Source organism: Tenacibaculum larymnensis (assembly GCF_028829235.1).
Classification (GTDB): Bacteria; Bacteroidota; Bacteroidia; order Flavobacteriales; family Flavobacteriaceae; genus Polaribacter; species Polaribacter larymnensis.
Genome location: NZ_JAIWJY010000002.1, coordinates 76,747 through 88,845, shown reverse-complemented (window position 1 = coordinate 88,845; position 12,099 = coordinate 76,747). Strand labels below are relative to the sequence as shown.

General features: G+C 30.6%; 14 protein-coding genes. 5 read left to right on the top strand and 9 right to left on the bottom strand.

Going from position 1 to position 12,099, the window contains the following annotated elements:
* Positions 1-4 precede the first annotated feature (4 nt).
* Both LCI24_RS03230 and LCI24_RS03225 read right to left on the bottom strand, forming a co-directional pair.
* Complete coding sequence (locus tag LCI24_RS03230) at positions 5-424, bottom strand: hypothetical protein (RefSeq protein ID WP_274639144.1); 420 nt, start codon at positions 422-424, stop codon at positions 5-7.
* A complete protein-coding gene (locus LCI24_RS03225) occupies positions 424-936 on the bottom strand; it encodes a DUF4920 domain-containing protein (protein ID WP_274639143.1) in 513 nt (170 codons plus the stop codon). Before LCI24_RS03225 ends, LCI24_RS03230 begins: the two co-directional genes overlap by 1 nt.
* 120 nt (positions 937-1,056) lie before the next feature.
* On the opposite strand from LCI24_RS03225, the gene LCI24_RS03220 reads away from it, so the two are divergent.
* On the top strand, positions 1,057-2,106 hold the full coding sequence (locus tag LCI24_RS03220; protein WP_274639142.1) for a branched-chain amino acid aminotransferase: 1,050 nt from the start codon (positions 1,057-1,059) through the stop codon (positions 2,104-2,106).
* Between the two features lie 67 nt (positions 2,107-2,173).
* Positions 2,174-3,076, top strand: a complete 903-nt coding sequence (locus LCI24_RS03215; protein ID WP_274639141.1) for a TlpA family protein disulfide reductase — start codon at positions 2,174-2,176, stop codon at positions 3,074-3,076.
* 45 nt (positions 3,077-3,121) lie between these two features.
* Here LCI24_RS03215 and LCI24_RS03210 read toward each other — a convergent pair whose 3' ends face one another.
* From LCI24_RS03210 to LCI24_RS03200, 3 genes are read right to left on the bottom strand one after another with little or no spacing between them, the layout of a single operon-like run.
* The gene (locus tag LCI24_RS03210; protein ID WP_028892423.1) at positions 3,122-3,508 is read right to left on the bottom strand and encodes a pyrophosphohydrolase domain-containing protein; all 387 of its coding nucleotides are present in this window, start codon (positions 3,506-3,508) and stop codon (positions 3,122-3,124) included.
* Positions 3,509-3,518: 10 nt separating this feature from the next.
* Positions 3,519-4,199 carry an HAD family hydrolase gene (locus tag LCI24_RS03205; RefSeq protein ID WP_274639140.1) on the bottom strand — a complete coding sequence of 227 codons (681 nt, stop codon included), beginning with the start codon at positions 4,197-4,199 and terminating at the stop codon, positions 3,519-3,521.
* Positions 4,199-4,930: an SDR family NAD(P)-dependent oxidoreductase gene (locus LCI24_RS03200; protein ID WP_274639139.1), complete on the bottom strand. Its 732-nt coding sequence runs from the start codon at positions 4,928-4,930 to the stop codon at positions 4,199-4,201. The genes LCI24_RS03205 and LCI24_RS03200 overlap by 1 nt, the downstream gene beginning before the upstream one ends.
* 39 nt (positions 4,931-4,969) lie before the next feature.
* On the opposite strand from LCI24_RS03200, the gene LCI24_RS03195 reads away from it, so the two are divergent.
* Positions 4,970-5,182: a hypothetical protein gene (locus tag LCI24_RS03195; RefSeq protein WP_237270910.1), complete on the top strand. Its 213-nt coding sequence runs from the start codon at positions 4,970-4,972 to the stop codon at positions 5,180-5,182.
* Positions 5,183-5,184: 2 nt separating this feature from the next.
* On the opposite strand, the gene LCI24_RS03190 is transcribed toward LCI24_RS03195, so the two are convergent.
* From LCI24_RS03190 to LCI24_RS03180, 3 genes are all read right to left on the bottom strand, one after another.
* A complete protein-coding gene (locus LCI24_RS03190; protein ID WP_274639138.1) occupies positions 5,185-6,105 on the bottom strand; it encodes an ion channel in 921 nt (306 codons plus the stop codon).
* 88 nt (positions 6,106-6,193) lie between these two features.
* Positions 6,194-8,227, bottom strand: coding sequence for a dipeptidyl-peptidase 3 family protein (locus LCI24_RS03185; RefSeq protein WP_274639137.1), 2,034 nt, complete (start codon positions 8,225-8,227; stop codon positions 6,194-6,196).
* Between the two features lie 46 nt (positions 8,228-8,273).
* A complete protein-coding gene (locus LCI24_RS03180; protein WP_274639136.1) occupies positions 8,274-8,834 on the bottom strand; it encodes a DNA-3-methyladenine glycosylase I in 561 nt (186 codons plus the stop codon).
* Positions 8,835-8,933: 99 nt separating this feature from the next.
* Between LCI24_RS03180 and LCI24_RS03175 the strand changes: the two genes are divergently transcribed.
* Positions 8,934-9,368: a DUF6146 family protein gene (locus LCI24_RS03175; protein ID WP_274639135.1), complete on the top strand. Its 435-nt coding sequence runs from the start codon at positions 8,934-8,936 to the stop codon at positions 9,366-9,368.
* 67 nt (positions 9,369-9,435) lie between these two features.
* Positions 9,436-11,181: a signal peptide peptidase SppA gene (gene sppA / locus LCI24_RS03170; protein ID WP_274639134.1), complete on the top strand. Its 1,746-nt coding sequence runs from the start codon at positions 9,436-9,438 to the stop codon at positions 11,179-11,181.
* A 52-nt stretch (positions 11,182-11,233) separates the two neighbouring features.
* On the opposite strand, the gene LCI24_RS03165 is transcribed toward sppA, so the two are convergent.
* A complete protein-coding gene (locus LCI24_RS03165; protein ID WP_274639133.1) occupies positions 11,234-11,998 on the bottom strand; it encodes a hypothetical protein in 765 nt (254 codons plus the stop codon).
* Positions 11,999-12,099: the final 101 nt, after the last annotated feature.

Below are 12,099 nucleotides of genomic sequence, written 5' to 3'. Positions count from 1 at the left end.
TAAACTATTTAATCAGTAACTTTTTAATTCTTGGTATTGGCCCTGTGCAAGTTGTTTTATGACAAGCAATACAACTATTTACTGCTTGGTTAAAATTTTGTTTTAAAGAATCTTTTGATCCCGAATACACTTGCTGTAAATTTTGAATATACTGTTTTGAAAAAGCTTCAAAACTTACATTCCTATCTGCTGGATCAGTTAAAACTGCAGAGTGAATATTCAAGTAATTTTCAGGAAATTCACCTATTGATTCTCCTTCTAGAATCTTATTCTTAATTGTCATATTTCCTTCATACATAGCATTCATTAAAGCTGCCATTTCTGAAGATTGATACATAATAAGTTCTTCTTTTTGTTCTTCCTTTTTCTCTTTACAAGAAAAAAGCGCCAAAGACATCAATAAAACAATAATTAATTGTTTCATTATTTCTTCATTAATACTCCATCTGCCTCAAAAGCATAAGTATATTTTGGTTCTGTAATTTTTGCTATCTCTTCTTCCGATTTTCCTGCGTCTTTAGCATAATGTTGTAATTCATCTACAGAAATCTCAGTAACAAAAGCTTTACCATTTACTATCACCTCTTTATTATCTGCATTTAAAGGCATAAAAAAACCATAATCTTTAAAACGTACCATTGATTCTTGTTCTTCGCCCAAATCTAACTTCATCCAACATCCCTTTTTCTTACATACCTCATTAATTGTTGAAGCGAATTTTATGTTTAGGGTATCTCCTTTTTTTAAATTTTTGAATTTAGCTCGCATTTCTTTAGCAGAAATAGCTTCTCCGTCTGAAATTTCTTCTCCAAATGATGCATATTCTACTTTTTGTTCTTTAGCATTGTTTACATCAGGTGTTTCATTCTTTTTTTCAACCTTACAAGAAATAAATGCTATGCTCAAAACCATAGCAAAAACTAGTAGTCTTTTCATTTTCAAAATTTTAAAATTAACATTCAACAAATATACTTATATTTCTTCTAGCAAGATGCTAAACTTAAAATATACCACTAGATTTCGTATCTTCGTGGCACTTCTAAAAACAACAACACAATGAATATTGATATTGAGCTTATAAAAGAGTCAAAAATAGATAAGGTAGATTTTAACAACTTAGCATTTGGTCGCACTTTTACTGACCATATGTTAGTCTGTGATTTTGCCGACGGAGAATGGAAAACACCTAAAATTATGCCTTACGGACCTTTATCTTTCGAACCTTCGGCTAGAGTTTTTCATTACGGACAAGCTGTTTTTGAAGGCATGAAAGCTTACAAAGATGATAATGATGATGTGTTTTTATTTCGTCCAGATGAAAACTTTCATAGAATTAATAAATCTGGTGCTCGCTTAGCGATGCCTCCTGTTCCTGAAAATGTATTTTTTGAAGGGTTAAAAAAACTTCTTGAGTTAGACAATGCTTGGATTAAAAAGGGTATTGGAAACTCATTATATATCCGTCCATTTATTATTGCTTCTGAAGGTGCAATCGCTGCTTCTCCTGCTGAAGAATACAAGTTTATTATTATTTGTTCGCCTGCTCAAGCATATTACGCTGGTGAGGTTCGTGTTCTTTTTGCTGAAAAATATAGTCGTTCTGCTGATGGAGGTGTTGGATTCGCAAAAGCTGCTGGTAACTATGCAGCACAGTTTTATCCTACCAGTTTAGCACATAAAGAAGGGTATCAACAAATTGTTTGGACAGATGCTAATACACATGAGTATCTTGAAGAAGCTGGTACTATGAATATCTTTTTTAGAATAGGAGACAAACTTGTAACTGCCCCAACTAATGATCGTATTTTAGATGGAGTTACTCGTAAATCAATCATTCAGCTTGCTAAAGATTATGATATAGACACTGAAGTAAGAAGAGTGTCGGTTGCTGAAATTAAAGAAGCAGCAAAAAAAGGGGAGCTAAAAGAAATTTTTGGTTCTGGTACTGCTGCTGTAATTAACCCTATAAAAGGTTTTAAACATCAAAATGATTCTTTTGAATTACCTGAAATAAGTGATTCTTATGCTTCTTTCTTTAAAGAAAAACTACTTAATATTCAGTATAACAAATTAGAGGACAAGCATAACTGGAGAGTTAAAATTTAATCATTTCATTTAAAAAAGCTATATTAGTAAACAGAATTAGGTTATTTTAACAAAAAATTCTAAAGAAATGAGAAATATTATACCTGCTTTATTATCGATAGGAGTTGGTTTTGCTATTTCATTTTTTGGATTAGATTTTTATTCTGATTCATTAGAAAATGAAAATAATATCATAGCTCAAAGTAGTGAGGTTACTGCTCCTGTGGAAACTTCTTCTGAGGAAGGAGAGGAAGCTCCTGAAGAAAACTCAACTGTTAATGAATCTTCAGCTAACTCAGGTTCTATTGACACTGAAAATATTCAGAAAAGTTTTGACAACTGGGAATCTTACACAAAGGAAAACATTGATTTAATGTCTACTTTTATTCCTTTAGATGATGAGGAAGCTGTTATGGAAAAAGGAATCTTTTTAACCTTGCTTCGTACTGGTGCTTACATCCCTGTTAAATCTGAAAAAGATGGTAAAGTACAATATCAACTTACAGGTATTGATAATTCTGCAGACGAAAAAATTAAAAAATCAATTGTTAGTAAAGCTTCAATAGCACATCAATATTTTAAAATGGAGGGTAAAAAACTTCCTGATTACAATTTTGTTGATTTAAAAGGTAAAGCACACAATAAAGCGGATACAAAAGGAAAATTGTTAGTAATTAAATGTTGGTTTATTACTTGTAAAGTATGTGTTGAAGAGTTTCCTGAATTAAATGAACTTGTAGACAAGTACAAAGATGATAAAATAGAGTTTGTTAGTTTGGCTTTTGATAAAAAAGATGAGCTTGTTGAGTTTTTAGAAACCAAAGAGTTTAAATACCCAACTATTCCTGAACAAAAGGATTATATGGCTAAAAAACTAAAAGTAAAACAATATCCTACTCATTTAATTGTAGATGCTAATGGTATTATTATTAAAATGGTTAGTAATGTAAAAACATTAACATCAGAATTAGAAAGAATTATGGGTAAATAAATAGAAAAACAAAATGTAAAAAAGCTCCTCAATGAGGAGCTTTTTTTATTTATCTAAAATTTCTTTAATGTTTGGCTTAAAGTAATTAGGTCCTTTCAACACTTTTCCATCTTCACGATAAATAGGCTTACCATCTTCACCTAACTTGCTCATATTACTTCGTTGAATTTCATTGAATACTTCTTCAATTTTATGCTGCATTCCATGTTCTATTATAGTTCCACATAAAATATACAGCATATCTCCTAAAGCATCTGCTACCTCAACCAAATCATTATTTTGAGCAGCCTCTAAATACTCTTCATTTTCTTCTTTCATTAAATTAAAACGAAGTAAGTTTCGTTCTTCTCCAATATTCGCTGTTGGCTCATTTTTTATTCCTAACCCAAATGCTGAATGAAATTCATGCACTGCTTCAATTCTTTTTTTCATTTTTTATAACTTATATGATTTGTAACTCTGTTTTTACTTTTTGAAAATTAAATCTTGTCCAATCTTCAATATGACTCTTAATTCCTTCTTGTTTAAAGTCTGATAGATTTTTATTTCTAATTCCTAGGAAATTTACTCCTAAGTTTTTTGCTGTTCTTAAATCCCAAATACCATCCCCAACCGAAATAATATTTTTAAATTCCTGAACTTGAAAATAGTTTTTTGCTTTGTTTATTGCTGAGTTTACTATTTCTTCTCTTGTAAACAAATTATTTGAGGATTCTACTAACTTTGGTACAAAGTTTATATTTGCTTGTTCTAATTTAATCAGCGCTGGTTTTAATAAAGATCCCGTTGCAAAACAAATAGCATAATCGGTTTCTTTCATAAAGAAATCAACTATTTCTCCCGCTCCTTGTATCTCTTCTGTTTTTGTGAAGGACAATAATAATTCTGTCATTTTTTCCTCAAACTCAGGAATGAAAGAAAAATTAAACGTTGAATTAAAATTAACTTCGTAATTCTTTTTTAAAATATAACTATCAGTCACATTCTCATAGCTTTTCCAGTCTTGATTAACCTTAGTTATCCCAAAACTTTTCATTGCTTCTACATATGCTTCTTGATGATGGTTTTCACTTTTAGTTAATGTATCATCAATATCAAACACTATTAAGTTTTCTTTCTTCATTATGTTGCCATTTTTAAAACTCTTGCTGGCACAACTTTTAGCACCCAAGCTATCAAGCTCCATCTTTTTGAGATATAAGCTACTCGTTTTTTTCGTTTTATTGCTGAATATATTTGATTAACCGCTTTTTCTAGAGGTACCATCCAAAAAATACCATCGCCTAACGCCATTGCTGTATCCACAAATCCTGGACGTACATCCGTAATAAAAACTTTCTTTGTTTTGATGGATTTTGTTTTAATATACAGGCTCTCTAAATATGCTTTTTGATATGCTTTAGAAGAGAAATAATCTGGAGCTGCTCTATTTCCTCTAATAGATGCTATAGATGAGATTCCCACTAAATGACCAAAACCTTGTTTTTTAAATAATTTATAAGCTAAAGCATATAGTTTTGTTACTCCTAAAACATTCGTGTTTATGGTTTGTTCTTGTTTATCCCAGTTCAACTTTGGATTTACAAAACCAACTCCTGAAGATTGTATCACTAAATGAACTTCTCCTAATTCTTCTACTATCTCATTAAACACTTTTTCAACCTCATCTACTTGCTGTATATCATTTTGCTTAATGAGTACTTGACTTGGATGTTTTTTCTTCAGTTCTTCTAGTTTTTCGAACCTTCTACCTGTTACCGCTACAATATAATTTTCTTGTATTAGTTTTTCTACAAGCCCTTTTCCAATACCTGAAGTACCTCCAAAAATAATTGCTGTTTTAGTTTTCTCCATTCTAAAATCATTCTTTAACTTTGCTAAAAATACAATTTTATGTTTATACTTATTGCTGCTAAAATGTTTACTACGGGCAGAATCATTTTTGCTAGTTTATTTGTAATAGCTTTTATTATTTTGATGTTTTTTAGCTACAAAAAGGATGCTAAAAACAATAAAAAATATTATCAAAATGCAGCTATTTATGTGGCAATAGGAATTGCAGTAGTAATTGCATTATTATTCTTATCAAAACTACTAACAAGGTAATTCTAATTCATTTTTGATATTTCACTTAATTTTGAGTGATCTAATACAGTATTACCTTCTTCATCAAAATAAAATGATGATGTATACTTAACATCTACTTCAAGAGAAGAGAAATTGTACGAAGTAATTTGATATACTTTTTGCCCAAAAGATTCTTCATGATATTGCATTAAAACATAAAGAACTCCGTTTAATTCACTTATTTCTTTGTTTGAATATTTATGTAACGGACTTTTCTCATCTATTTCATGTACAACTGTCCATACGGTAGGCAAATACATAATTTTACTTCTTTCCAGTTTGAGCTCATAAAATTGTCGTTTGTATTCTCCATTCATTTTTTTTTCTGAAAGGGATAATGTTACAGTTATTTCTGGCTCTATCATTACTGTTTTACGACGATTCATTAACCTAAACATTAATGCTCTTCCTTCTTTAAAGTCTCTTAAAATTAAAATTTCACTAAAACGGATAGATGCTTTTGCTTTTGAAAAACGCCCATATAACAATCCTGTAATAAAAGAAAAACTCAACAATCCAATCATTGCCTCAAAAGCTGCAATAACATTTGCTGCAATACCTTTAGGAGCGATTCCTCCATACCCTACTGTTGTTAGGGTTTGTGCACTAAAGAAAAATCCATTTAAAAGATCGTCAAAAAAATTGTCTTTTGAAGGTGTTATTTGTTCTATCCCAATAAACACATATACAAATGCAAAAAGAATATTCAATAGAGAATACCCAATGAGGATAAATACAAAAAATTGCCACCACGGTAATTCTATAAAAAAAGCATACAAGTCATCAGCTCCAAATCTTCTGTTTGCATGAACAACATTAGAACTACCATCTGCATTTATTATTCTTTGAGCATTACTACTGGAGCTATAACCTAAACCAGGATCTTTTACTTTTTTTGCCATTTATCTTTTATTAATCCCTCTAAAAATACAAAACCGATTCTAATCAGAATCGGTTTTGATATTTTCAACTATTTTAAAACTTAATTTCTTAGTTTTTTACTGGTAAGAAATTATAGTTTTTAGCATAGAAGTTCATTTGCTCTTCAAAAGTTTCTGGTTGCTTGATCTTAATATCAGTGATGTTTCCATCAGCATCTGTTACTGGCTCTAATACAGGATTTACAAATCCGCTGTAAGGAGCAGATGTAAACTGTGCATTACGATCTAAAACTTCTTTATGAATATCTTGATCTACTTTTACTCCGTAACCTTCTACTAATGCTTTTGCCGCTTCAAAATCTCCTTCTGATTTAATTCTTTGCGCTTCTTTTAATAAACGTCCAAATATCTCACGAAGTTTCTCATAATCATTAATATTATAATATGTCTTACCATCTTTAGTAACTTTTTCAATTACATTATCTTTTGCTCCTTGTTCAAAAGCCCAAGCTGAAACCCATTGACGGTTTACCATGTGGTCTTCTTCAATATCATCTCCTAAGTTAATTCTGATTAACTGAGTCATTAATCCATTTCTGATATACCCGTCATAAGCAGCTTTACCAACTTTTTGCCAGTCATCAACTAATCCTAATTCTTGTAATTTAGGATCCATTAAATAATACAGCCCAACTAAATCTGCTCTACCCTCTTCCATTGTAGAAGCATAATTTTTTAAAGTTTCTTTTGGCTGCCCAATTCCTTCATTAATTACACCTGAAGCATGTCCGATTACCTCATGTAATGCTGTGTGTAATTTATCTGCTAACTTACCATACTTAATCTCTAAATCGATTTCTTCTTGATCGTTAGCAAATTCTTTTAAGCGTCCAGTTCCTCCAGCATTATTATATGAACCTATAATATTTCCTAACGATACTGATTTAGAACCGTGTTGTTGACGAATCCAGTTATTGTTTGGTAAATTCACTCCAATTGGAGTACTTGGCGACGCGTCTCCTGCTTCACCTGCAACATTTACTGTTTTATATGAAACTCCTACAACATCTTTCTTTTTGTGACTTGGATCTAACGGAGAATTATCTTCAAACCACTGTGCATTGTCTGATAATACTTTCATTTTTTTAGACATATCAAAGTCTTTGATTTGTACGATTGTTTCGTACGAACCTCTGTACCCTTTAGGATCATTATAAACTTCAATAAAACCATTAATCCAATCAATGTTTCCTTCGGTAGATTCTACCCAAGCAATTGCATATTCATCCCAAGTATGTAAATCTCCTGTTTTATAGTATTCGATTAACAACTCTAATGTTCTGGCTTGCTTTTCGTTTTCTGCTACTTCTTTAGCTTTTTCTAACCAATAAATAATTTTATCGATTGCTTGTCCATACATTCCTCCAGACTTCCACACTTTTTCAACTAGCTTTCCATCTTCACGAACTAATTTAGAATTTAATCCAGCCTCAATTGGTTGTCCTTCTGGTCCTTTATCTGCTTTCGCATAAAACTCTTCTACATCTTTACTAGTAATATCAGCTCCGTAAAAATTTACTGCAGATGCTAATACATTATCTACTCCTGCTTTTTTGTTTACTTTTTTAACATCTTTATCATTGAAAATAACGTCTAATGCTTCAGCAGATAACTCAGTATTAGTTTCTTTTAATAACGTTTCTAAGTATTCTTTAGAAAACGTAGGCTTTAACTTATCGTTAGAGTAATGATGATGGATTCCGTTTGAAAACCATACTCTTTTTAAATAAGTTGTAAACGCTTTAAAATCTTCACTTTCTTTATCTCCTTTAAAGTTGTTATTGATATTTTCTAAAGCTGCTCTAATTTCAAGATTATGACGGTAGTTTTGATCCCACATAATATCACGTCCAGATAAACCAGCCTGAGTTAAATAGTACACTAACTTCTTTTCTTTTAGTGTTAACTCATCAAACCCTGGAATTTGATAGCGTAATACTTTTATATCAGCAAATTGCTCAACAACATACTCAAACTCTTTTGCCTTTTTTTCTACTACTTTAGGCTCTTTTTTTGCATCTACACCACAAGAAGTTAATACTCCTGCTGCTGCAAACACACAAAGCATTTGTTTTAGTTTCATTTATATAGTTTTTAATTTATTTTTTTGAATGCTAAAATTACGAAATTTAAACTTCATGGTATCTAAAACAGTCCGTTGTATGGTCATTTACCATTCCTGTTGCTTGCATGTGCGCATAAATTACAGTTGAGCCAACAAACTTAAATCCTCGCTTTTTTAAATCTTTTGAAATAGCATCGGAAAGCTCTGTGGTAGCCGGAACCTCTTCTTTCTTTTCAAACTTATTCGTTATTGGTTTACCGTTTGTAAAATCCCAAATATATTTTGAGAACGACCCAAACTCCTCTTGCACTTTTATAAACAATTGTGCATTAGTTATTGTAGCTTTTATCTTTAGTTTATTCCTTATAATCCCTGCATCTTGAAGCAACTCTTCATATTTATCTTCAGAGTATTTTGCTATTTTTTTGTAGTCGAAATTATCAAACGCCTTTCTAAAATTTTCTCTTTTCTTTAAAATCGTAATCCAACTTAAGCCTGCTTGAAAGGTTTCTAATATTAAAAACTCAAACAATTTATCATCATCATATACGGGCACTCCCCATTCATTATCATGATACTCAATATATAATGGGTCATCACTAACCCAAAAACACCTTTTCTTCATTTTCTATTATTTAATGCTGAAAATTACTGTTAAACAAGTTAAAAATCAATTAAAAACGGAATAATTTTTGCACTTTTATAATTACAAATCATACTGATTATGAAAACCTTACAACGCATTATATTTCTTAGTATTATCGGAGTTTTGTTATGGTCTTGTAGTTCTACTCCTATAAAAAATGCTTCAAACACTCAACAAAAAGAGGAACCTGTTGTAATTGCTAATGATAGTTTAGAATATGAAATTATAATTATAGACCCTGGTTTTACTACCTATTTAAACAGCATCGCTAAACCAGAAGGCTTTTATTCACAACAATATCTCGAAAATAAAAACCGTCTTTATGTAAATACATGGAATTATCGAGCTAGAAATCCTCTACAATTTAATTCAAACATTTATGAAAATATAATTGATTATAGTCCACACGTTGATTATGGTTATGATGTAAACTATAAACTTTTTAATTATTTTGAGTTCGCACAACGAAAATATCGCATGAATTTAGGTGTAGGAATAAATCGCTGGAACTAGCAAAATCTTAGTAAAAAGGCGTCTTTCTAAAAACTGTATATTTGCTCAAAAAAATTAACCATACAACATGAAGTTTTTAAGAAATTTACTTGCCTCTATTCTTGGCTTTTTTATTGCCATTTTTTTACTTTTTGTATTCTTTTTTGCAATAGCTTCTATCGTTGGAGCTGAAGAAAAAGTTGTTGTAAAATCAAACTCGGTTTTAGAATTAGATTTATCAACTCCTATTAAAGATTATGCCCCAAAAGAAAACAACCCTATTGCAGAAGCTTTAGAATTAACAGATGAAAAATTAGCTTTAAACAAGATTATAAATGCTATTGAGAATGCAAAAACAGATGATAAAATAAAAGGAATAAGTATTAAAACACCTTTTATAAATGCTGGTATTGCACAAATACAAGCTATAAGAAACAAAACTGAAGAGTTTAAAGAGAGTGGTAAATTTGTATATGCCTACAATGATATTTATACTCAAAAAAATTACTACCTAAGTTCTGTTGCTGATAGTTTATTTTTAAACCCTATTGGTGTTATTGATTTTAGAGGTTTATCTACCGAAATTTTATATTTTAAAGATTTTGAAGATAAGTATGGAATTAAAATGGAAGTTGTTCGCCACGGAAAATATAAAAGTGCTGTAGAGCCATTTTTAGAAAATGAAATGAGTGAAGCTAATCGTGAACAAACTACTTCATTTTTAAAATCTATTTGGTCAGAAATTACAGATGATATTAGTAAAAGTAGAAACATTTCTATTGAAAAACTAAACCTTATTGCCGATAATTATAATGGAAGAAACGTTACCGTAGCTAAAGAAAACAACTTAATTGATGCTTCTATTTACGAAGATGAGTACAAAGAAAAGTTGGCTATGGGTTCTGATAAAAAAGTAAATACAATTTCTATTGAAGACTATATTAGCTCTGGTAAAGGAAGGATTTCTTCAACCGCTAAAGATAAAATTGCCGTAATCTATGCACAAGGAGATATTATTTACGGGGAAGGTAGCAAAGATTTTATCGGTCAAGGAATTATTAATAAAGCCATTAGAAAAGCTAGAAAAGATACTAATGTAAAAGCTATCGTACTACGTGTAAACTCTCCTGGAGGTAATGCATTAGCTTCTGAACTAATATGGCGCGAATTAGAACTTACTAAAAAAGAAAAACCTATAGTTGTTTCTATGGGGAATTATGCTGCTTCTGGAGGTTATTATATTGCTTGTAACGCAAACAAAATTTTTGCAGAACCAACTACAATTACTGGATCTATTGGAGTTTTTGGAGCCATTCCTAACTTTAGTCAATTTACAGATAAAATAGGTATTAACGCAGAACAAGTTTCAACCAACAACAGTCCTTCTTACAGTGTTTTTGAACCAATGAATAAGAAGTTTTACGATGTTACAAAAGAAGGAATTGAGGAGATGTACACTACATTTGTAAACCGTGTTTCAGCTGGACGTAATATGACCTTTGAACAAGTTAATGAAATAGCACAAGGAAGAGTTTGGACTGGTAAAGAAGCTATTAAAAATGGCTTAATAGATCAATTAGGGGGATTAAATGACGCAATTAAAGCTGCTGCTGAATTAGCAGAACTTGAAAACTACAAAGTTCGTAATTATCCTAATTACAAGACTGATTTAAAAGAAGCTCTAAAGTTTTCTCCATTTATGAAAGCTTCAAAAGAAGAAATACTTAAAGAAACTTTGGGTGATGAGAACTATCAGTTATACTATAATATTCACAAAATGAAAAACCTAAAAGGAATTCAAGCTAGAATACCCTTTATATTTCAAGTGAAGTAAAAAATAAAAAAGCCTCGACGATGTCGAGGCTTTTTAGTTTTAATAGTTTAATTTACTCATAACTATAAGTTGTGTTTATAGCAATTGACTCCTCTCCTCCAACTGCTAATCCTTTTCCCGTTAATGGGTAACCATCTGAATCGTAAGTATAATCTATTGTTAAGGTACCTACAACTTTATCATCTGCATCTTTATAAATAATTTTCGTTACATTATTTAATGGTAATAATTTCCTAGCTTTTATTATTTCTGAAGCTTGAGGGTTTACACCGAAACTAACATCAACCCCATCTAAAATCTCTATAACTCCTGCGGCCTCTAAAGTAGAAAAATACATATTTGGCTTATTGTCATAAAACATTTCAGCTGTATAACTTTCAATAACATTCATTTCAGTTTCCCAGTCATAAACCTCTACTTGAAATAAAACTTTACTAGGATTTTTGTTAGAATCATATTCTAATGTTATTCCTGTGTCATAAATATTATATGGTGATTGATACAACTCCTCTATTGAAAGACTTTCTGAAGGATCGTTATCTGCAGTTACTTTGATAGTACTCCCATCATTGTTATAGTTTATTAAAGTAGCATCTGTTCCGTTTGTTCCAGAAACACTTACTAATTCCTTTTCAGCATTATACATAAACTGAGTAGTAATTGTTTCGCTTTCTTGGTTAGTAGCAGCAATACTTTTTAATCTTTTCTTTTTAGCTTCCCCATTGATTTCATCAAAATCATCAGATGCAGTGCTACTGCAAGCTGTTAGCAAGGTTATTCCTAATCCAATAGCAAAAACATACTTTAATTTTTTCATTTTTTTGTAATTTTTAAATGAACTTATTTTTATTATTCAAGTAAAAATTAAACACCTCCTCTAACGTAAAATACTTGAAATAAATTACAGAAGAATAAAAG

What these genes read in the sequence shown, in the direction of transcription:
- LCI24_RS03165 (WP_274639133.1), bottom strand. Translation starts at nt 11,998, where the DNA reads ATGAAAAAATTAAAGTATGTTTTTGCTATTGGATTAGGAATAACCTTG.
- LCI24_RS03180 (WP_274639136.1), bottom strand. Translation starts at nt 8,834, where the DNA reads ATGAAGAAAAGGTGTTTTTGGGTTAGTGATGACCCATTATATATTGAG.
- LCI24_RS03185 (WP_274639137.1), bottom strand. Translation starts at nt 8,227, where the DNA reads ATGAAACTAAAACAAATGCTTTGTGTGTTTGCAGCAGCAGGAGTATTA.
- LCI24_RS03205 (WP_274639140.1), bottom strand. Translation starts at nt 4,199, where the DNA reads ATGAAGAAAGAAAACTTAATAGTGTTTGATATTGATGATACATTAACT.
- LCI24_RS03195 (WP_237270910.1), top strand. Translation starts at nt 4,970, where the DNA reads ATGTTTATACTTATTGCTGCTAAAATGTTTACTACGGGCAGAATCATT.
- LCI24_RS03215 (WP_274639141.1), top strand. Translation starts at nt 2,174, where the DNA reads ATGAGAAATATTATACCTGCTTTATTATCGATAGGAGTTGGTTTTGCT.
- LCI24_RS03190 (WP_274639138.1), bottom strand. Translation starts at nt 6,105, where the DNA reads ATGGCAAAAAAAGTAAAAGATCCTGGTTTAGGTTATAGCTCCAGTAGT.
- LCI24_RS03210 (WP_028892423.1), bottom strand. Translation starts at nt 3,508, where the DNA reads ATGAAAAAAAGAATTGAAGCAGTGCATGAATTTCATTCAGCATTTGGG.
- LCI24_RS03225 (WP_274639143.1), bottom strand. Translation starts at nt 936, where the DNA reads ATGAAAAGACTACTAGTTTTTGCTATGGTTTTGAGCATAGCATTTATT.
- LCI24_RS03220 (WP_274639142.1), top strand. Translation starts at nt 1,057, where the DNA reads ATGAATATTGATATTGAGCTTATAAAAGAGTCAAAAATAGATAAGGTA.
- LCI24_RS03230 (WP_274639144.1), bottom strand. Translation starts at nt 424, where the DNA reads ATGAAACAATTAATTATTGTTTTATTGATGTCTTTGGCGCTTTTTTCT.
- LCI24_RS03175 (WP_274639135.1), top strand. Translation starts at nt 8,934, where the DNA reads ATGAAAACCTTACAACGCATTATATTTCTTAGTATTATCGGAGTTTTG.
- LCI24_RS03200 (WP_274639139.1), bottom strand. Translation starts at nt 4,930, where the DNA reads ATGGAGAAAACTAAAACAGCAATTATTTTTGGAGGTACTTCAGGTATT.
- sppA (WP_274639134.1), top strand. Translation starts at nt 9,436, where the DNA reads ATGAAGTTTTTAAGAAATTTACTTGCCTCTATTCTTGGCTTTTTTATT.